The sequence below is a fragment of the Pseudomonas sp. P1_F7 genome (genome assembly GCF_056405655.1).
Window position 1 is genome coordinate 93,080 of sequence record NZ_JBFUBR010000005.1, and the last position, 19,035, is coordinate 112,114.

General features: G+C 59.8%; 18 protein-coding genes. 9 read left to right on the plus strand and 9 right to left on the minus strand.

Features of this window, described 5'->3' with window-relative positions; translation table 11 throughout:
• The first annotated feature begins 101 nt into the window (after positions 1-101).
• From AC1D1M_RS08875 to ureC, 6 genes are all read left to right on the plus strand, one after another.
• The gene (locus AC1D1M_RS08875) at positions 102-941 is read left to right on the plus strand and encodes an urease accessory protein UreD (protein ID WP_477775344.1); all 840 of its coding nucleotides are present in this window, start codon (positions 102-104) and stop codon (positions 939-941) included.
• Between the two features lie 62 nt (positions 942-1,003).
• Positions 1,004-1,306, plus strand: coding sequence for an urease subunit gamma (locus tag AC1D1M_RS08880; protein ID WP_452624764.1), 303 nt, complete (start codon positions 1,004-1,006; stop codon positions 1,304-1,306).
• 9 nt (positions 1,307-1,315) lie between these two features.
• Entirely contained in the window at positions 1,316-1,849 is a 534-nt protein-coding gene (locus AC1D1M_RS08885; RefSeq protein WP_477775345.1) for an N-acetyltransferase family protein, read from the plus strand.
• Between the two features lie 6 nt (positions 1,850-1,855).
• Positions 1,856-2,389, plus strand: a complete 534-nt coding sequence (locus AC1D1M_RS08890; protein ID WP_477775346.1) for a GNAT family N-acetyltransferase — start codon at positions 1,856-1,858, stop codon at positions 2,387-2,389.
• Positions 2,389-2,694, plus strand: coding sequence for an urease subunit beta (locus AC1D1M_RS08895; RefSeq protein ID WP_102669228.1), 306 nt, complete (start codon positions 2,389-2,391; stop codon positions 2,692-2,694). Before AC1D1M_RS08890 ends, AC1D1M_RS08895 begins: the two co-directional genes overlap by 1 nt.
• Entirely contained in the window at positions 2,684-4,357 is a 1,674-nt protein-coding gene (gene ureC / locus AC1D1M_RS08900) for an urease subunit alpha (RefSeq protein WP_477775347.1), read from the plus strand. Before AC1D1M_RS08895 ends, ureC begins: the two co-directional genes overlap by 11 nt.
• Positions 4,358-4,423: 66 nt before the next feature.
• On the opposite strand, the gene AC1D1M_RS08905 is transcribed toward ureC, so the two are convergent.
• From AC1D1M_RS08905 to AC1D1M_RS08915, 3 genes are all read right to left on the minus strand, one after another.
• Positions 4,424-9,511 (minus strand): NEL-type E3 ubiquitin ligase domain-containing protein, encoded by a 5,088-nt coding sequence (locus AC1D1M_RS08905; RefSeq protein ID WP_477775348.1) that lies wholly within the window; start codon positions 9,509-9,511, stop codon positions 4,424-4,426.
• Positions 9,512-9,708: 197 nt separating this feature from the next.
• A complete protein-coding gene (locus tag AC1D1M_RS08910; RefSeq protein WP_477775349.1) occupies positions 9,709-10,014 on the minus strand; it encodes a chaperone modulator CbpM in 306 nt (101 codons plus the stop codon).
• A gap of 27 nt (positions 10,015-10,041) precedes the next feature.
• Positions 10,042-10,992 (minus strand): DnaJ C-terminal domain-containing protein, encoded by a 951-nt coding sequence (locus AC1D1M_RS08915; RefSeq protein WP_477775350.1) that lies wholly within the window; start codon positions 10,990-10,992, stop codon positions 10,042-10,044.
• 297 nt (positions 10,993-11,289) lie between these two features.
• Between AC1D1M_RS08915 and AC1D1M_RS08920 the strand changes: the two genes are divergently transcribed.
• The gene (locus tag AC1D1M_RS08920) at positions 11,290-12,564 is read left to right on the plus strand and encodes an Hsp70 family protein (protein WP_477775351.1); all 1,275 of its coding nucleotides are present in this window, start codon (positions 11,290-11,292) and stop codon (positions 12,562-12,564) included.
• Between the two features lie 117 nt (positions 12,565-12,681).
• Here the strand turns inward: AC1D1M_RS08920 and AC1D1M_RS08925 are convergent, their stop codons facing one another.
• From AC1D1M_RS08925 to AC1D1M_RS08935, 3 genes are all read right to left on the minus strand, one after another.
• Complete coding sequence (locus AC1D1M_RS08925) at positions 12,682-13,695, minus strand: AI-2E family transporter (RefSeq protein WP_477775352.1); 1,014 nt, start codon at positions 13,693-13,695, stop codon at positions 12,682-12,684.
• A gap of 154 nt (positions 13,696-13,849) precedes the next feature.
• Complete coding sequence (locus tag AC1D1M_RS08930; RefSeq protein ID WP_477775353.1) at positions 13,850-14,158, minus strand: PsiF family protein; 309 nt, start codon at positions 14,156-14,158, stop codon at positions 13,850-13,852.
• A gap of 64 nt (positions 14,159-14,222) precedes the next feature.
• Positions 14,223-15,017, minus strand: a complete 795-nt coding sequence (locus AC1D1M_RS08935; protein WP_477775354.1) for an AraC family transcriptional regulator — start codon at positions 15,015-15,017, stop codon at positions 14,223-14,225.
• Between the two features lie 97 nt (positions 15,018-15,114).
• On the opposite strand from AC1D1M_RS08935, the gene AC1D1M_RS08940 reads away from it, so the two are divergent.
• Entirely contained in the window at positions 15,115-16,002 is an 888-nt protein-coding gene (locus AC1D1M_RS08940; protein ID WP_477775355.1) for a DMT family transporter, read from the plus strand.
• 34 nt (positions 16,003-16,036) lie between these two features.
• Here the strand turns inward: AC1D1M_RS08940 and AC1D1M_RS08945 are convergent, their stop codons facing one another.
• The 3 genes from AC1D1M_RS08945 to AC1D1M_RS08955 form a co-directional block, all read right to left on the minus strand.
• Positions 16,037-16,927 carry an alpha/beta fold hydrolase gene (locus AC1D1M_RS08945; protein ID WP_477775356.1) on the minus strand — a complete coding sequence of 297 codons (891 nt, stop codon included), beginning with the start codon at positions 16,925-16,927 and terminating at the stop codon, positions 16,037-16,039.
• A gap of 107 nt (positions 16,928-17,034) precedes the next feature.
• Entirely contained in the window at positions 17,035-17,340 is a 306-nt protein-coding gene (locus AC1D1M_RS08950; RefSeq protein WP_218430948.1) for a DMT family transporter, read from the minus strand.
• Positions 17,341-17,979, minus strand: coding sequence for an FMN-dependent NADH-azoreductase (locus tag AC1D1M_RS08955; protein WP_477775357.1), 639 nt, complete (start codon positions 17,977-17,979; stop codon positions 17,341-17,343).
• A 110-nt stretch (positions 17,980-18,089) separates the two neighbouring features.
• Between AC1D1M_RS08955 and AC1D1M_RS08960 the strand changes: the two genes are divergently transcribed.
• Positions 18,090-19,004: a LysR substrate-binding domain-containing protein gene (locus AC1D1M_RS08960; protein WP_477775358.1), complete on the plus strand. Its 915-nt coding sequence runs from the start codon at positions 18,090-18,092 to the stop codon at positions 19,002-19,004.
• Positions 19,005-19,035: the final 31 nt, after the last annotated feature.

Genomic DNA, 19,035 nt, shown 5'->3' on the forward strand with positions numbered 1-19,035 from the left:
CCTTGTTGGTGCGCAGGTCCCAGTAATAGCTGCCTCCTGCCCGGGATACCTTGCGGCACAGCCTTTGCAATATCCTGACAACTTCCGGATAAGCACTGACTATGACTCTTCCCGCATCTGGCGCCTTGTTTACCCCCAGTTGGCACGCCGAACTGGAGCTGGGCTACGCCCGATTCGACAACTCCACTCGCCCGGTCCAGCGCCGACACAAAGGTCCGTTGCGGGTGCAAAAACACCTGTATGCCGAAGGGCCAGAAGTCTGTCAGCACATCATCGTCCACCCACCCGGCGGCATTGCCGGCGGTGATCGGCTGGACATCTCGGCTAGCGTCGAACGCGATGCCTGGGCGCAAATCACCAGCCCCGGCGCAGCCAAGTGGTATCGCGCCGCCGGCCCCGCCTATCAGCAGCTGAAGTTGAAGGTGGCGGCCGGTGCGACACTGGAATGGTTGCCCCAGGAGACGATCATTTTCAGCGCTGCCCAGGCGGAACTCAGTACCTCCATCGACCTTGAAGGCGATGCGCGGTTGCTCTACTGGGACGTCGTCGCCCTGGGCCGTCCGGCCTGCGGCGAGCGTTTTGACCTTGGGCACTTCCAGGCGCAACTGGATATCCGCCGCGACGGCCAGTTGCTCTGGCATGAACGCCAGCGCATTGTCGGGGCGGACGGTTTGCTGGATTCGCCCATCGGGCTGGATGGGCAACCGGTGTTTGCGACGTTGCTGGTTACGGGTGAGATCGACAGCGAACTGCTGGAAACCTGCCGCTCGCTACCCAATGACGTGCGCGGAGATCTGACGCAGTTGCCGGGATTGCTGGTTGCACGGTGTCTGGCCAGTGAAGCACTCGTGGCGCGCGGCTGGTTGATTGATTTGTGGCGATTGCTTAGGCCTGCGTTGCTTGGCCGCGAAGCAATACCTCCAAGAATATGGAACACCTGAATCATGCTTTTCTGTGCAAGCAGATCCAACACTTTTTCAATCTGCCCTGATGGATGTCTACGATGGACCTGACCCCACGCGAAAAAGACAAGCTGCTGATCTTCACCGCCGGCCTGGTGGCCGAGCGGCGTTTGGCTCGCGGCGTGAAACTCAACTACCCGGAGGCCATGGCCTACATTTCCGCCGCGTTGCTCGAAGGTGCCCGCGACGGCCAGACCGTGGCCGACCTGATGCACTTCGGCACCACCCTGCTGACCCGCGAACAAGTGATGGAAGGCATTGCGGAAATGATCCCGGAAATCCAGGTCGAGGCCACCTTCCCCGACGGCACCAAACTGGTCACCGTCCACCAACCCATCGCCTGAGGCCGCGCCATGACTTACCACATCCGCGATGCCGCGCATGCCGATCTGCCAGCCATTCGCGACATCTACAACGACGCGGTGCTCAACACCACGGCGATCTGGAACGAACAGGCGGTCGACCTCGACAACCGCCAGGCCTGGTTCAGCGCCCGGCAATCCCAGGCTTATCCGATTCTGGTAATTGTCGATGCCGACGACACGGTGCTCGGGTACGCCTCGTTCGGTGACTGGCGACCCTTCGACGGTTTCCGTCACACCGTCGAGCACTCGGTCTATGTGCGCAGCGACCAGCGCGGCAACGGCCTCGGCCCGCAACTGATGGAAGTGCTGATTGAACGCGCCAAAGGCTGCGGCAAGCACGTGATGGTCGCAGCCATCGAAAGCGGCAACGCCGCCTCCATTCGCTTGCATGAGCGCATCGGCTTTATCACCACCGGGCAAATGCCTCAGGTCGGCACCAAGTTCGGCCGCTGGCTGGACCTGACTTTCATGCAACTGACCCTCGACCCTGGCGCACAACCACCCGCCGCCAACAAGGAGTGATCGCCCATGAACCCCGCCCAACTGCGACGCGTCAACGTTGAAAGCTTTGCGCATTATCGTCAGGGCCTGATCGACCTGCTGCTCGATGCCGTCGGCTATGGCGCCAGTGTCGGCTTCATGGCTGACCTTGATGCCACCCAGGCCCACGCCTATTTCGATGAGGTCCAGGACAGCCTGAACAAGGGCAATGTGTTGCTGTGGGTGGTGGTCAAGGACGAGCAGGTGCAGGCCAGCGTGCAACTGAGTCTGTGCCAGAAGGCCAACGGCCTGAACCGTGCCGAAGTGCAGAAGTTGCTGGTGCGCGAACATGCGCGGCGTCGTGGTCTGGGCCAACAACTGATGAGTGCCCTGGAGGCGGCTGCCCTGCAGCAAAAGCGCGGCATGCTTTATCTCGACACCGAAGCTGGCTCGCCCGCCGAAGACTTCTACCAATCGCTGGGTTATACCCGCGCCGGTGAAATCCCCGACTACGCCTGCGACCCGAGCGGCCGCTACAAGCCGACCGCCCTCTACTACAAGATTCTCCAAGGTGCCCATTGATGATTCCCGGTGAATACCAGATCCAGCCCGGCGAGATCGAGCTCAACGTCGGCCGGCGCACCCTCAGCCTCAAGGTGGCCAACAGCGGCGACCGGCCGATTCAGGTCGGCTCGCACTACCACTTTTTCGAAACCAACGACGCGCTGACTTTCGACCGTGCCGCCAGTCGTGGCATGCGTTTGAACATACCCGCCGGCACCGCCGTGCGCTTCGAACCGGGGCAGAGCCGCGAGGTGGAGTTGGTGGATTTGGCGGGGCATCGTCGGGTGTTTGGATTTGCCGGCAGGATCATGGGTGATCTGTAAGTTATCCGGTGTCCACTCTGACGCCATCGCGAGCAAGCTCGCTCCCACAGTTGATCGCGATTCCCCGTGGGAGTACGGCGAAGAAGTGAAATTCGGTGGCGGTAAAGTCATCCGTGACGGCCAGGGCCAGAGCCAGCTACTGGCCGCGGAGGTAGTCGACACCCTGATCACCAACGCGCTGATCATTGATCACTGGGGCATCGTCAAAGCCGACGTCGGTCTCAAGGACGGGCGCATCGCGGCAATCGGCAAGGCCGGCAACCCGGACATCCAGCCCAACGTCAACATCGCCATTGGCGCCAGCACCGAAGTCATCGCTGGCGAAGGCATGATCCTCACCGCTGGCGGCATCGACACCCACATCCACTTCATCTGCCCGCAGCAGATCGAAGAGGCGTTGATGAGCGGCGTCACTACCATGATCGGTGGCGGCACCGGACCGGCCACCGGCACCAATGCGACCACATGCACCTCCGGGCCGTGGCACCTAGCGCGCATGCTTCAGGCTGCCGACGCGTTCCCGATGAACATCGGCCTGACCGGCAAGGGCAACGCCAGCCTGCCGGAGCCGTTGATCGAACAGGTCAAGGCCGGTGCCATCGGCCTCAAGTTGCATGAGGACTGGGGCACCACGCCGGCGAGCATCGACAACTGCCTGAGCGTGGCCGACCGGTTCGACGTACAGGTGGCGATCCACACCGATACCCTCAACGAATCCGGCTTCGTCGAAACCACCCTCGCCGCCTTCAAGGGTCGCACCATTCACACCTATCACACTGAAGGTGCCGGTGGCGGTCACGCCCCGGACATCATCAAGGCCTGCGGTTTTGCCAACGTGCTGCCGAGTTCCACCAACCCGACCCGGCCGTTCACCCGCAACACCATCGACGAACACCTCGACATGCTGATGGTCTGCCATCACCTCGACCCGAGCATTGCCGAGGATGTGGCCTTCGCCGAAAGCCGCATTCGCCGCGAGACGATTGCCGCCGAAGACATCCTCCACGACCTCGGTGCGTTCTCGATGATCAGCTCCGACAGTCAGGCCATGGGGCGCGTCGGCGAAGTCATCACCCGCACCTGGCAGACTGCCGACAAGATGAAAAAACAACGCGGGCCACTGCCCGGCGATGGTCAAGGCAACGATAACTTCCGCGCCAAACGCTACATCGCCAAGTACACCATCAACCCGGCGATCACCCACGGCATCAGCCATGAAGTGGGTTCGGTCGAAGTGGGGAAATGGGCGGATCTGGTGCTCTGGCGCCCGGCGTTTTTTGGCGTGAAACCGACGCTGATTCTCAAGGGCGGCGCCATTGCGGCCAGCCTGATGGGCGACGCCAATGCCTCGATCCCGACGCCACAACCGGTGCACTACCGCCCGATGTTCGCCAGCTTTGGCGGCTCGCTGCACGCCACCAGCCTGACCTTCATCAGCCAGGCGGCGCAGGATGCCGGATTGCCCGAAGCCCTGGGTTTGAAGAAAAAAATCGCTGTGGTCAAAGGCTGCCGCGACGTGCAGAAAACCGACCTGATTCACAACGACTACCTGCCGAAAATCGACGTTGATCCGCAGACCTATCAGGTCAAGGCTGACGGGGAGTTGCTGTGGTGTGAGCCGGCGGATGTGCTGCCTATGGCGCAGCGGTACTTCTTGTTCTAGCCCGACAAAAAAAACCCGAATGCTCTACTACCAGCATTCGGGGCCCAATTTAGCCAGCACGCCGCCTCACACCTCGTTAACCTCCTCTTCAAGGTCGAGTATTTCTTGAGGCGTCAACAAATTGATCAGCTTTCGCTCCACCACTTCGGCCTCGGCAGCCAGCGCCCTGGACTGCGTGTGGTAGTGATCACTGGTCATCGCGCCCTTGGCGAGCTCAAGCTGCTCCAGTCGCTCATTGATTGGCTCAAAGGCCAGCTCGAACCTGGAGCTGTATTTCTCTTTCAAGTACGCAGTCCAGAAATCACGGCGCGCAATTGAATCAGTTTCTGCCTTTGAGTCTTTCAGGCTGTTCACATGTTGCTCTGCTGCGGCCAGCTTATCGCCAGACACGTATTGCAAACCGGTGTATTCCGCCTGGGTAGGCTGACCCGGTAAATCCAGTTTTTCCCTGAGGCTCACCCGGTAGGACAGCCGTACTTCAATCTGATCCATCAATATCAGTTGCCTGCCAGCTTCGCGTTTGGTTAAACCGGAACGCATGATCGCGACAACGCGCTCTTTTATGTCCTTGAGCGCAAAAGCCTCGACCTCATCCAGGCGGAACAACCCTTTGGCCAATTTGAGCAGTTCAGGGCCTGCCCCCTTGTCTCCGGCATGGGCCAAGGCTTTGTGAATCTGTACCTTAACTTCCAGGTCGCTAAACATCAGGGCCGCTCGATCACTGCAGGTTTCTGGCTCTCCGGCCGTCCTGAATAGCTCCTCTCGCAACTGCGCATTGTCGCCAGCCGCTTCCAGTACGGTCCAGACTCGAGCTTGCAGGTCGGGATAAGCCTTTTTGTACTCCGCCGTCTGGCTCAATTTTTCCAGTAACCGGAAAAACTCTTCGCTTTCACTGACCGCACGACCGGCCTCACCTCCGGCCGCCTCTCGTTCGATGGCCTCACTGTCGAGGAGCATCCACAATTCCTTCCTTGCCGTGTATTTACTGACAGGAATATCCCGTAGCCATCGATCGACCCGTTGTACCGACGGCGCCAGCACGCCTCCTTCAGCGCCACGAGCAGTTGGCAGATCGACGGGGACCGGCATCACGCCGGCGTCGCTATTCTCCAGGTAAATGCGCTGCAGAATGTCCGCATACTGTTGTACACCCTGTTCGGAAAGCGGGTTGCCGTTCAGTTCTGTGACACTCAATAGCCGATTGATCGCCACGGCCTGTTCAGGAGGGGGATTCACCGCCCAATCGGGAAACGAAGTGAGCTGGTTATCACGCAGATCGAGCAGTTCCAGTCGCCGTAGATGTTCGAGCCCGCTAGGCCATTGCCTGATCCCGGTGGCCTGCAACCGGACTTCGGTCAGCTCAACCATTTGACTGAAATCCGGAATACGCTCCAACGGATTATGGCTGAGCTGCAATTTTTTGAGATCACTCAGACCGGAAATCAAAGCGGCGGCATCGGGGGTTAACCTGATGTTGTTACTTGAAAGATCCAGGCCGACCAGATTGCGCATACTGCCCAGTTGCGCGGGAGTATCGGCCAGTCGATTACCCTGGAGATACAACCATCGAACATCGGGGAATGAATCGAGAAACTCATTCGGCGCCGCCACGAGGTCCATGCCGCTCAAGTCGACAAATTCCACACCGGTAAAGTATGCCTCCAGAGCCGGAAGTGCCCCGACTGTCCGTCCTCGCAGAACCAGTTCGTACCCCCGCGGGTAACCAAAGGCACTGTACCTGGCGGTCTGTTTTTGCCAACTGCGCTTGAGTAACTCAACCACCACTTGTTTTTCATACTGATCGACCACCACGACACTGCCATCGAACAAAACACGCGTGGAAGGTGTCGACAGCCATTGCTCCGACCAAGCCAGGAGGCCTTGATACTCGGCCTCAAAATTAACCAGATACAGTTCACGCTCGGTTCCCAACATCGTCAGAAAACGCTCGACCTGCCCATCGGTGAAGTTGGGGAAAAGCCTGAGTACCCGCTCCCTGTCCGATACCTGACGTGGATTCATGCCCGCCCCCCGCCCACTCAGTGGATAGCCCAGGCGACCATCGACCCAGCGCTGAGGCGCCCTGAACCAGGGGTTGATCGGTTGCAGGTTCAACAGCGAGCGCAATTCACCGCGAGCCAGCACATGCTGTCTGATCAACGCTTTCAACTCTGGCCCTTGCCCCACATGAGGCAAGCCTATCGCCTGGCGCTGCGCATCCGGCAAGGCATGCTGAAGCGCTGCATAGAAATCATCGGCTCCATGTAAATGACCATCCTCCTGGTCGCGGGCCTCATACCGTCCCTCCTCATTGCGCACCAGAACCTTTCGACTGCCGGCCTCTTGCGGGCCGACACTGGCTCGCAACTCCCCGCTGAACGAGCCATCTCGAACTTCTACCCGCAAGTCACTGGTCCAGCCTGGCAGCTTCCTGAGCGAGTTGAGCGCAAGCGCCTCTGCGTCCCGGTTCATCAACGCGTCCAGATATAGCCCCTCGTACGCTCGCGACACACGCACTTCGCGCTGGATCCAGCGCAACTCCTCTGCCAGGCGCAGGGGGATGGGCTTGGTTTGCAACTTGTTGGTGAAATCCCATTTGGCCATTTGCTGTCGTTCAGTACTGTTGGCTTCGGCCAGCAACTGTTCAATCACACTCGTGGACACGTTGGAAAAGCGCGATTTGATCAAATTGAGCTGTGGATCGCTGCTCCCGCTCCTGGCGTTGTAGACATCATTGAAGAACTCGGCTTCATTGCGCTCGGCAGCCCTGGCGATGTTCTCGCGCAGTGTCTTGATGCGGTTATCCAGAGTCTCGCGGGGGGTTCCAGAGCTGTGACCAAGCACAACATTGGTTTCATTTTCATCGAGGCACTCCAGGAGCGTTCTCAGCAGACGCCCACCACGTATCTGCACATCATGTATTTGCACGATCCGTGTCTTGTCCGGTGCGCCCTGTGGATTGACGTATTCCCAGAGCGTCTTTGCCTGCCCATCGATAATCCGTATCGACACCGTGTCCGGCCACTTGCCATAACGCGTCATGACATGCAGCTGATTGATCGAATGATCCGTTGCCGGCCCGACGGGTAAGTCGCTCTTCATGTCGGCGATAAAGTTCTCGACCTGCCTGTAGGCATCAAATCGGCTGATCGTATCCACCAGGATCGGCGCGGGTGGCTCGTTTTCGAGGTACATCTTGCGCAAGACGCTTTCATCTACGCCGCTGACTCGGCGAATCTGCACAAGCTCCGTATCGCTGAACTCGCTGACGCACGGCCCCAGGCGCCTCATGAGTTCGGGCTCCGTCCAGGTCCGCGGCTGTTCCACTTCATGGCTCCAGGCGCCGTGGCCATTATGGTTCAGCTTGGGTGCATAGGCATTTGCTCGGTCAGGATGTGCAATTCTGTATTGACCGCTGACCGGATCCTTTTTCACTCCGTAGCGTTTACCACCCAGCGTCAAAAACACTTGGCCATCGTGTCGCAGCAGGCCAGATTCATCGGGCTTGAGGTCCTGCGGCAGGCTTCCCTTCTGTTCGTAGGCGGCGAGATCGGGCTTCCACAAACGCGTCTCTCCGTTCGGCAAGGTGACCTCTTTCAACGAATCAAAAAAAGGAGAGCGCTTGAGGCCCGTCACGGGCTCAGCGTTCTCCGCCCCCACCGCCGACATGAGAGCAAGCTGAGCAATGTTTTGCGCAACATCCATCAGATACGTAAAGCCCTCGTCCCTGTCGCCCTGCGCCAGTGACTCGATGCCCTCTACCAACTCATCAGTCAATTGAGCGGCCATGACCACCATCATCGCTACACCCAAGGGCGGAACAAACAACGCAACAACGTTGAGAACGGACAGCGCAATCCCTAGATAGCCAAACAGTTTGTCGTGACGGGCCTGTGCATCGACATCGGCCGTGGACACCGCAACACACTTCGCATCGTTGAGGAGTTTGTTCAGTTGCTGGTCGAAGAGAAATCCCCACAGACCTCCTCGGACCGGCGTTTCCTCCATATGGATCCTGGCGTCCGGATCAGGGGTGTTTACATACACATTGCTGTTCGGTTGCCGCTTGAGCGGTGTCAGGCGCTCATTCAACCGTTTGAAAAAATGCGCCTTATCCTCCTGCTTCACAAACCGGCTGAAAAACGTCTGATAAGCAGGGTCCCGCAGTTGCTCACGCAGGTGGTAATGAAATTGCTGTGCGGATGCGTACTCCCTGATCGGACTGATGGGGTCATGGGGGATGTAAACAATCAGGCGCTGCACGTGATCACCGCTGATGCGATCAGGCCCGATCAGCAGGACCCCGAGCAGCTCGGTGTCGCCGAGCAGCTTCAAACCATTGAACTGAACAGGTTTCCCATCCAGCATCAGGTTATTCGGCTGTTCCGTGACCTTCGCCAGCAGGCGATAAACACTGCCGTCCCGCTGGCCCCCATCGATGTCCCCCTGAAGTCGTGCAAGATCGATCGCCGCACTAAACGCATGCTGTTGGCTGAGTCGGACCCGAGCCTTCAAAACGCCCTCTGCCACCACGTCGCCCACACCCAGTACCGTATTGATATGCGCCTGATACTTACCCCCCAGATCCAACTCTCGACACAGCCCGGCAAACTGTTCAACCGTAAAAGGCAGCGCACCTTGCGGCGAAAGGAATAGTGCTTTTCCGCTCCGGGTCCTTGTGGCGATAAAGGCATCCGTTTCGTCGTCTTCGGTAAAGTTGTGCAAGGCCGCGTCCAGCAGGCTGCTTTTTAACACTATGGCATCGGCAAAAGGTTCAGGGCTCGCTACGGCGTGTCTCAATAACGTCTTATCTACATCAACCGAGACCTTGAACTTCTCCAGAATCGCTGCCTGCAGAAGTGGACGGGCAAAGGCCTTGGCGTCTTTGAGGTCAAGCAGCATCTGATCGACTGAGTTCTGCGAAGTCCAACTCTGCTGACTGCTGTACTTAAAGGCATCCAGAAGATCCTGCGCGGCATGTTTATGCCGTCCTGAGCTCAATAGCCCGATATCGCGCAAGACCTTTCGCCGATGCGATGCAGTCTCCAGAAGCCAGGCAGGCAGTTTATTCTTGATGAATTCATAGTGCGAATCCATATATCCAGGGAGCGCGATAACACCGCTACTTGTAGATAGCTTATTTAACTTAATCATTGTCTGGCTCTCTCAACACACGTTAAAGAGTGCCAAACTTACTAAAAATCCACCCCTATAAATAAACCAAATAGCCACGCATAAAACACCTAGGACACGTGTTAATTACCGACTATTCGAATACTGAAAATATATATGTACCACCCACAACGATGGCCCCTGCAAAGACGGGCGGCAACGGCGCCGCCCGATCCTGCCTAGACCACCACCAACCGCCCCAATCGCTGCTTGAGCATGCGGTTCTCCGCCCGCAGTTGCTGGACTTCTTCGAGCAGGTCCAGCGCCAGGGCGACGCCTTCCCATTCCAGGTCAAGGTCGCGCCGCAGCTTGGCGGCGCGCTTGGCCAGGGTCAGCTCGTAGTCGTTGAAAACCCAGTCCTTGGGCTGAGTGCCCTGAGGTTCGAGGATGCCGTGTTCGACGATTTCGATCACATAGACGTCCGACAGCTCGGTCGCCTCACAGAATTCTGCCATGTCCAGTTGAACGTTCAGGGGACTGCTCATTGTCAGTGACTCCTTGGTTCTAAGGGATCAAAAATGCTCACGCGGGTCGAACGCGGCTTTTTTCGCCAGCTCCTGCCACAGGGCCTTGATGTCATCGTCGGATTTCTTCGGCATCACGGCCTTCAGTTGCACGAACAGGTAACCGCGCTCACCGGCCTTGTTCATCAGGCCATGGCCCTTGGCGCGCATGCGCTGGCCGTTCTGGCTGCCGGCCGGGACCTTGAGGTTGATCTTGCCAGTCAGGGTCGGCACGGCGACTTCGGCGCCCAGCGCCAGCTCCCACGGTGCCAGTGGCAAGGTGATGATCAGGTTCTCGCCTTCAACGTCGAATTTCGGGTGCGGTGCAAAACGGATCGTCAGGTACAGGTCGCCATTGGCCCCGCCACCCACGCCCGGAGCGCCCTGCCCCTTGAGGCGAATGCGCTCGCCGTCGGTCACGCCGGCGGGGATCTTCACGTTCAGGCTTTTGCTGGTGTTGCTCACATGCTGGCCGGCCGCGTTGTACTGCGGTACCTGGAAGGTGACCTTCTTCGACTCGGCCGACAGTGTTTCCTCGAGAAAAACCCCAAGCTCCATTTCCACGTCTTGCCCTCTGCGTCCAGTGCTGCGACGCGATTGTCCTCCTCCACCACCAAAGCCTGGCCCACGGTTGCCGAAGATCGAACTGAAAAAGTCCGAGAAATCGCCCGTGTCCTGGCCACCACCACCGAAACCGCCACGGCTCTGCCAGCCCGGTGGTCCCTGGAACGGCTGGCCGTGCTGGCCATAGCGGCGCAAATCATCGTATTCGGCGCGTTTGTCGGCGCTTTTCAGCGCTTCATAGGCTTCCGAGGCGTCCTTGAACTTGGCCTCGGCGTCCTTTTCCTTGCTGACGTCGGGGTGGTATTTGCGCGCCAGCTTGCGATAGGCGGCCTTGATCGCCTTATCGTCTGCTGTCGGCTCCACACCGAGAATCTTGTAATAGTCTTTGAAGTCCATCGCGGGAATCACCATCCGTTATCAAATCGCGCCACGGGCCACAGCATGCGCTTGTTTGCAGCCATTGGTTTGACCGATCTCAAGTTTGTGACCGGGCGGCGCGGCAGAAGTTTATCGGCAGCCGGCGGGGCTTCTTGCAAGCACTCCCGCGGCTGGCCGGTTGATGCAGGGTAGTTTGGGGGGGATGCCCCATCTTTCAAGGCATTGTTTGCGAAGAATTAGCAGATAACCGGCCTTCGAATCTGGCGCGCTCTGACATACACTGCGCGGCCGTTTTTTAACCGGAACCTGAAAGACATGAACAACGCATCTCCAGCCCGTGCCGTGGGTATCGACTTTGGTACGTCCAACTCCACCGTCGGCTGGCTGCGCCCCGGCATGGAAACGCTGATCGCGCTGGAGGACGACAAGATCACCCTGCCGTCGGTGGTCTTCTTCAATATCGAGGAGCGCCGCCCGGTGTACGGCCGGCTGGCGCTGCACGAGTACCTGGAAGGCTACGAAGGCCGCCTGATGCGCTCGCTCAAGAGCCTGCTGGGTTCCAAGCTGATCAAGCACGACACCAGCGTCCTGGGCACGGCGATGCCGTTCAAGGACCTGCTCGGGCTGTTCATCGGCCAGCTCAAGAGCCGCGCCGAAGCCGCCGCCGGCCGGGAATTCGAAGAAGTGGTACTGGGCCGCCCGGTGTTCTTTGTCGATGATGACCCGATGGCCGACAAGGAAGCCGAAGACACCCTGGTCGACGTGGCCCGCAAGATTGGCTTCAAGGAAGTCTCGTTCCAGTTCGAACCGATTGCCGCGGCATTCGACTACGAGTCGACCATCGAGAAAGAAGAGCTGGTACTGATCGTCGACATCGGCGGTGGTACGTCCGACTTCTCCCTGGTGCGTCTGTCGCCAGAGCGTCGCGGCCTGGATAACCGCCAGGACGACATCCTCGCCACCGGCGGCGTGCACATCGGCGGGACCGACTTCGACAAACAGTTGAGCCTGCAAGGCCTGATGCCCCTGTTCGGCTACGGCAGCCGGATGAAGAGCGGCGCCTACATGCCCACCAGCCACCATATGAACCTGGCGACCTGGCACACCATCAACTCGGTGTACTCGCAGAAGTCCCAGCTGGCCCTGGGCAGCATGCGCTACGACATCGAAGACACTGGCGGCATCGATCGCCTGTTCAAGCTGATCGAGCAACGCGCCGGGCACTGGCTGGCCATGGAAGTGGAAGAAACCAAGATCCAGCTGACCCACGCCGACAACCGTCACGTGCCGCTGGATCGCATTGAAGCGGGTCTGAGCGTGGACCTGAGCCGTGCACTGTTCGAATCGGCCATCGACAGCCTGCTGGAGCGGGTGCGCAACAGCGTCACCCAATTGCTGGCGGATGCCGATGTGCGGGTCGATCAGGTCGATACCGTGTTCTTCACCGGCGGTTCGAGCGGTATTCCGGCATTGCGCAACAGCGTCTCGGCGATGCTGCCGAAGGCGCGGCATGTGGAAGGGAACATCTTTGGCAGTATCGGTAGCGGTCTGGCGATCGAGGCTGCAAAACGCTACGGCTCGATGGACTGATCCGAAACCGAGGTGCCTCTATCGCGGGCAAGCCACGCTCCCACAGGTCATACGCCGTCCTTGTGGGAGCGAGCTTGCTCGCGATGGGGCCAGATCAGCCAACAAAGATCCAGCAGATCAAACCATCCCCACCTGCTTCAACTCACTCTTCAGGTACGCGTAGTAAATCGGCCCCGCCACCACCCCCGGCAGGCCGAACGCGGCCTCGAACACCAGCATCGCCAGCAACAACTCCCACGACTTGGCACTGATCTGCCCGCCGACGATGCGCGCGTTGAGAAAGTATTCGAGCTTGTGGATAAAAATCAGATAACCGAGCGCGGCTACAGCGACCCAGATCGACAACGACAAACCGACGATGGTGATCAGGGTGTTAGACATCAAATTGCCGATCACCGGCAGCAGGCCGAGCAGGAACGTCAGCACGATCAGGGTTTTGGTCAACGGCAGCTTGATACCGAACATCGGCAGCACCACCGCCAGGAAAATCCCGGTGAAGAAGGTGTTGAGCAGGGAAATCTTGATCTGGGCGAACACGATGTTGCGAAACGCCTGGACCAACAGGTGCAGGCGATCGAACAGTGCCGCCGCCAGCGGTTTGCGTTTGGTCAGATCCGGCACGCGCTGCAAGGCGATGATCGCGCCGAGCACCATGCCGATCAGCAGCGTCACGAACATGTGCGCCGCATCCTTGCCCACCAGCTGCAAATCACTGAGGTGCTTGCTCACCCACTCGCCAATCGCCACTCGAAACTCCGCGGCACTGGCCGGCAGGTAAGCGTCAATGAACGGTGGCAGTTGTCCGCGCGCGCGGTCGACCACGCCCATGAATTTATCGAGGGAAGCACCGGGGTTCTCTGCTTCGTGCAGCAGGAAGCTGATGGCACCGGCGAAGATCAGCGTCAGCACGCTGACAATCAGAGTCCCCAGCAACGCCACCGCCAACCAGCGTGCGCGCCGGCCTTCAATCAGCCGTTGCAGTTGCGGGGTGAGCATGTTGACCAGTTCGAACACCAGCAACCCGGCCAGCAGGCTGGGCAGCAACCGCAGCGGAATCACCAGCAGCAGTCCGCCAAAAATGATGACCCAGCTGATGACCAGCAAAACTTGACGCTGAGAAAACGTTGGCATACAGCCTCAAAAACGAACGGCATAAAAAGGATTGGCAGTCTGCCAGCGATCCGGTGCGAGCACTAGGGATTGTGTGGGGCGACCTTAGTGGGGGTTCTGGATGATTGCAGCGCCTCGACTGCCCTCACAGCTCCCACATTTTTCAGCCCTATGTTTATTTTTTCTTCAGGCAATCACTCATGAACGCCTTGCGCTCATCCCCCTTGAGGGCTTTGGTGGCGGCGTCGGCGTTGCAGGTTTTCATTTTCTCTTGCTGCGGCGTCAAGGCCTTACCCTCATCGTTTGCCGCCGGTGCCGCCTTCAGGCAGGTGCTCATGAAAGCTTTGCGCTCGTCGCCCTTGAGGCTTTTGGCCGTGGCGTCGGCGTTGCAGGTGGTCATCTTTTCCTGTTGGGCTGTGGCGGCGAAGCCCTGGGAACAGAGCAGCAAACCGATCATCAACAAAGGGGCACGCATTATCTTCATGGAGTTTTCTCCTTGTTGCCACACCGAGGGGCGCAGCCTCGTACTGGAGTGTAGACAACCCCTGTTACACCTTCCTGTTCTCCAGATGGCTGCGTCGATACTGCTCCGGCGTACACCCGGCCTGGCGCTGGAACATCGCGATAAACGCCGAGCCGGTGCTGTAGCCCATGTCGAAGGCAATCTCTTGAATGCTGCGCTGGCTATCCAGCGCTTCGATCGCCGCCAGAAAGCGCAGGCGTTGGCGCCACTCGCCGAAACTCATGCCAAGTTCCCGCACGAACTGCCGCGCAAGAGTGCGCTCGCTGACATGGATGCGTGCGGCCCATTCCGACAGCGGCCGGTTGTCCCCCGGCTCAGCCTGCAAGGCCTCCAGAATCCCCAGCAGTCCGGGACTGCTGGCGTAGGGCAAATAACATTCATGCACCGGCGCCCGTTGCAACTGGTCCACCAACACCTGGGCCAGACGCTGATCGGCGGCCTGCTCGGGGATTTTCACGTCCCGGGCAGCGAAGTCCTTGAGGATCGCCTTGAGGATGTCGCTGATGGCCAGGGTGCAGGCTCGTGGCGGCAGATCGGCACACATCTTGGGTGCCAGACACACGGCGCGGTAGTTGACCGGTTGGTGGCTGTAGAAACTGTGCTCGATCTGCGGCGGTACCCACACCGCGTATTGCGGTGGCGACATGAAACGGCTGCCCTCGACGTCCATGTGCAGCACGCCGTGGGCTGCATATTCCAGCGTCCCCCAGGGATGTCGATGGGGTGCGGCGTATTCGTGGGCGTCGAAATCGGCGTAGCGGAAGTACACCGCCGATGGCAGTTCGCTGAAATCCAGCAGGTCGATGTGTTTACTGCTCATGCTGTCCGTCATCAGGGGCGTGTTGTCTGGATTGAAGTATAGGCTTGCATCCAGACAAGTGGATAATTGCCCTTCATTAACGTTCTGGTTTTCCCCGATGCAATACGCTTATCCCTTGCTGGCCATTTTTATCTGGGCCGGCAACACCGTGATCACCAAAATGTCGGCCGGGGCGATTTTCCCTGCCGAGATCGGTTTCTACCGCTGGCTGCTGGCCGGATTGCTGTTCACGCCCTTCATGCTCAAACCGGTGCTCGCCCATTGGCCGTTGATCCGCCCGAAACTGGGCAAGATCTTTGTCCTCGGCGTACTGGGCATGGCCGTTTATCAAAGTCTGGCGTACTTCGCCGCAAGCCTGACCTCGGCCACCAACATGGGCATCATCCTGTCGCTGATGCCGCTGATGTCGCTCGCCATGGCGATCATCAGCCTCGGCCAGCGCCTGACCATGGGGGCCCTGGCCGGTGCGGTGCTGTCGTTCGCCGGTGTCCTGGTGGTGGTGTCGTCCGGCAGCCTAGGCGCATTGCTGGAGCACGGGGTCAACCTGGGCGACGCGATGATGCTGGTTGCCACCCTGGCCTACGCGGTCTACAGCACTCTGTTGAAAAAATGGCAGCTGAAACTGCCGCCGCTGGTGCTCCTGTATTTGCAGGTGCTGGTGGCCGTGGTGGTGCTGTTTCCGCTGTTCCTCGCCTCACCGAAAGTCGGCCCGACCCTGCAGAACATTCCGCTGGTGCTGTACGCCTGCCTGCTGGCTTCGATGGTCGCGCCGCTGGCATGGATGCAAGCCGTGGTGCGTTTGGGGCCGAGCCGGACCACGCAGTTTTTCAATTTGCTGCCGCTGATTACCGCATTGATCGCGGCGGTGGTGCTGCATGAGCAATTGGCGATGTATCACTTGGTCGGTGGGGTGTTGACCTTGGGTGGGGTGATTGTTTCCGAGCGCTGGACGACGGTGTTGGGGCGTAAGGTCAGTGTTGCCTGATCCGGCGCCTGCTCGCGAAGAACGATAACGCGGTCTAAAGCCCTGCCGCGTTCAGCCGCGCCGCATGCTCGACAAACAAGCGGATCGGCTCGGCCCCCTTGCCCACCAGTCCCAGCGACTGGTTGACGACATCGAAGTGATCCAGCGGATACTCATCGCCAATCACCGTGCCCAGATGCGAGCTGTAGCGCCCGACCATGCCGTCGCAATGCCCGGCTTCACGGACGAAGGTTTTGGCGAACAACCGGCAACTGCGGTTGGTGCCGTCCAGCAGATTGCGCCCGCGATCGGTAATGCCCGGTTGCAAGGTGCCGGACCAGGAGTAATAGCGCACACCGTTGACCTCTTCCGGTCCGTGACCGCCCCAGGTCTCGGGCAGCCCCTGTGGATAACGCTGGTTGAACAGCGCCACGCCAGCGCTGGTGAGGGAGTGATGGGACGCATGGACATCCACCGGCAGCTTCGGCCCGCGGTAACCGGTATCCAGCACAGCCATCAGCGCCCCGACCATCCGCAGCAAAAAGCACAGCAGACGACCACATACGCTGTCATGGGGATAATGCTCGTGCAGGTAATCGGCGAGCTCCGAACCGTGATTCGGCCCCGCCACCGAAGTGACCGAGGCGATCAGGTCCGGACGCTTGGCCGCCGCATAACGGGCAGTCAGCGAGCCCTGGCTATGGCCGATCAGGTTGACCTTGCCGGCCCCGGTTTCCCGCAGGATTTCGTCGATACGTGCCAGCAACTGCTCGCCGCGCACTTCGTTCGAATTAAGCGGCGAGACCTGCACCGCGAACACCACCGCACCGCCGCGGCGCAGCGCCTCGACGATCCCGTACCAGTACGGATAAAGCACCAGGCGGATAAACCCGAGCATTCCCGGGACCAACACCAGCGGGTAGCACGGGGCAGAACCTTGCGACATGGGCGGACATCCTTGTGGTCGGGCGGTGACGCAAGGCGGGATGCAAGACATCCACCAAGCATCACCAGCGAAGATGACAACTCGACGACAAGTCTATGTCATCCCACCTACTTCAACCCCGCCACGCCCGCGACGATCAGCCCGACTGAGACCAGTTTGATCACGGTCAGGCTTTCACCCAGCAGCGCGAAACCGAGAAACACCGTGCCCAGCGAACCGATGGCCGTCCAGATCGGGTACGCGATGCTCACCGGCAACTCGCGCATGGCCAGGGTCAGGAAGTAGATCCCGCCTACAGCGGCCACCACCGTGATCAGCGAAGGCCAGGGCCGGGTGAAGCCCTCGGCGTACTTCATGCCCATGGCGAAGGTGACTTCGAACCCGGCGGCGACCAGCAGAAACAGCCAGGCCATCTAGAACTCCCCGGCCAGCACCAGCAAGCGCTGCTCAGCCTCGGCGGCAGAGATTTCAAAGGTGCGCTCGGCGGACTCTTCGCCCTCGACAGCCAACACGGTGACGTCCGTGATGCCGATGAACCCGAGCACCGTGCGCAGTAGCTTGTCGGCATGGTTCATGGCTTCCAGTTCGCCTCCCGGGCCAAAACCGAAGCCGCCACGGCTGGTGACGATCAGGGCTTTTTTGCCCTGCACCAACGGTTGGTACTGGGCCACGCCATTGTCCAGGGTGTGATCGAAGGTCACCCCGACGCGCACGATCTGATCGATCCAGGCCTTGAGGCCGCTCGGTACGCTGAAGTTGTGCATCGGTGTGGAAATCAGCAACACATCGTGGCCGAGCAGTTCGCCAACCAGTTCGTCGCTGAGCGCCAGGTCGGCCTGCATCGACAGTGGCCGAGCATCGGGCTCGGGGTAAAACGCGGCCGCCACGAATGCCTCGTTGACCGGCGGTATCAGCGCCCGGCCGACTTCGCGTCGGGTCAACTGTGAGTGTGGATGACGGGCCTGCCAGGCCGTCAGAAACACTTCGGCCAAACGGCGGGAGTGCGAGCGATCACCACGGGGGCTGGCATGAACGGCAAGAATTTTACTCATCTGAATCTCCTCAAGGACTAAACTCAAACGTCTTGTGGCTTGCAGCTTGAGGCTCGCGGCCGGATTGCTTCAAATGAGAAAAAATCAGTCTGGATGAATCTATTTCATCTGTGGAGTCTTCAATGTTTGCTTCGCTGCCATTGACCGCCCTGCGCGCCTTCGAATCCGCCTCACGCCTGTTGAGCTTCAAGGCTGCCGCCGAAGAACTTTCAGTCACCCCGACGGCGGTGTCTCACCAGATCCGCTCCCTGGAGACCTGGCTCGGCGTGCCGTTGTTCGAGCGCCTGCCACGCCAGGTGCGCCTGACCGAATGCGGCGAACGGCTGTTCCAGAGTCTGCACGGGGCTTTCCTCGAAGTGGCGCAAAGTGTCGATACCCTGCGCCCGCAACGCAGCGGCGCCAACCTGACGGTTTCCACCACCGCTGCCTTCGCCGCGCTGTGGCTGGTGCCACGGCTGGGGCGCTTCTACGCTCGGCACCCGAACATCAACGTGCGCCTCGATACCCACTGCGAGGTCATCGATCTGCACCAGGACGCCAGTGTCGATCTGGTGCTGCGCTACAGCCTCGACAATTACCCCAACCTATACGGCCAGTGCCTGTTCGATGAGTCCTTCGGTGTCTACGGCTCGCCAGAACAGGTGGCCCTGGCAACCAGTCGCGTCCCGACGCTGATCAGCGTGCGCTGGCACAACTCCAGACTCTATGCCCACGGCTGGGAGGCCTGGTGCGCTCGCTCCGGCGAAACCTGGCTGAGTGGCCCGCCCGCCGTGCGTGAATACGACGAAGAGCACTACGCCCTGCAAGCGGCGATTGCCGGGCAAGGTCTGGTGTTGGCAAGCAATATTCTGGTGTCGGAAAGCGTGGCCAGTGGTCTGTTGTTGCCGTACCGGGGGGAAATCCAGGTCGATGGCGCCGGCTATAGCGCGCTGTGCGTGCCGGGACGCGAACGGCACCCACCGGTTCGGGCGTTTTTTGCGTGGTTACGCGAAGAGGCATTGGCGTCGGGACATGCTCTGGCATGAGAAATGTTGCGCCTGCTCGCGATGGGGCCGT

Excerpts from the sequence above, each read along its gene's own strand:
- AC1D1M_RS08925 (WP_477775352.1), bottom strand. The coding sequence starts at position 13,695 with ATGCCAACGTTTTCTCAGCGTCAAGTTTTGCTGGTCATCAGCTGGGTC.
- AC1D1M_RS08920 (WP_477775351.1), top strand. The coding sequence starts at position 11,290 with ATGAACAACGCATCTCCAGCCCGTGCCGTGGGTATCGACTTTGGTACG.
- AC1D1M_RS08955 (WP_477775357.1), bottom strand. The coding sequence starts at position 17,979 with ATGAGTAAAATTCTTGCCGTTCATGCCAGCCCCCGTGGTGATCGCTCG.
- AC1D1M_RS08910 (WP_477775349.1), bottom strand. The coding sequence starts at position 10,014 with ATGAGCAGTCCCCTGAACGTTCAACTGGACATGGCAGAATTCTGTGAG.
- AC1D1M_RS08885 (WP_477775345.1), top strand. The coding sequence starts at position 1,316 with ATGACTTACCACATCCGCGATGCCGCGCATGCCGATCTGCCAGCCATT.
- AC1D1M_RS08895 (WP_102669228.1), top strand. The coding sequence starts at position 2,389 with ATGATTCCCGGTGAATACCAGATCCAGCCCGGCGAGATCGAGCTCAAC.
- AC1D1M_RS08930 (WP_477775353.1), bottom strand. The coding sequence starts at position 14,158 with ATGAAGATAATGCGTGCCCCTTTGTTGATGATCGGTTTGCTGCTCTGT.
- AC1D1M_RS08880 (WP_452624764.1), top strand. The coding sequence starts at position 1,004 with ATGGACCTGACCCCACGCGAAAAAGACAAGCTGCTGATCTTCACCGCC.
- AC1D1M_RS08915 (WP_477775350.1), bottom strand. The coding sequence starts at position 10,992 with ATGGACTTCAAAGACTATTACAAGATTCTCGGTGTGGAGCCGACAGCA.
- AC1D1M_RS08905 (WP_477775348.1), bottom strand. The coding sequence starts at position 9,511 with ATGATTAAGTTAAATAAGCTATCTACAAGTAGCGGTGTTATCGCGCTC.
- AC1D1M_RS08950 (WP_218430948.1), bottom strand. The coding sequence starts at position 17,340 with ATGGCCTGGCTGTTTCTGCTGGTCGCCGCCGGGTTCGAAGTCACCTTC.
- AC1D1M_RS08940 (WP_477775355.1), top strand. The coding sequence starts at position 15,115 with ATGCAATACGCTTATCCCTTGCTGGCCATTTTTATCTGGGCCGGCAAC.
- AC1D1M_RS08945 (WP_477775356.1), bottom strand. The coding sequence starts at position 16,927 with ATGTCGCAAGGTTCTGCCCCGTGCTACCCGCTGGTGTTGGTCCCGGGA.
- AC1D1M_RS08875 (WP_477775344.1), top strand. The coding sequence starts at position 102 with ATGACTCTTCCCGCATCTGGCGCCTTGTTTACCCCCAGTTGGCACGCC.
- AC1D1M_RS08935 (WP_477775354.1), bottom strand. The coding sequence starts at position 15,017 with ATGAGCAGTAAACACATCGACCTGCTGGATTTCAGCGAACTGCCATCG.
- AC1D1M_RS08890 (WP_477775346.1), top strand. The coding sequence starts at position 1,856 with ATGAACCCCGCCCAACTGCGACGCGTCAACGTTGAAAGCTTTGCGCAT.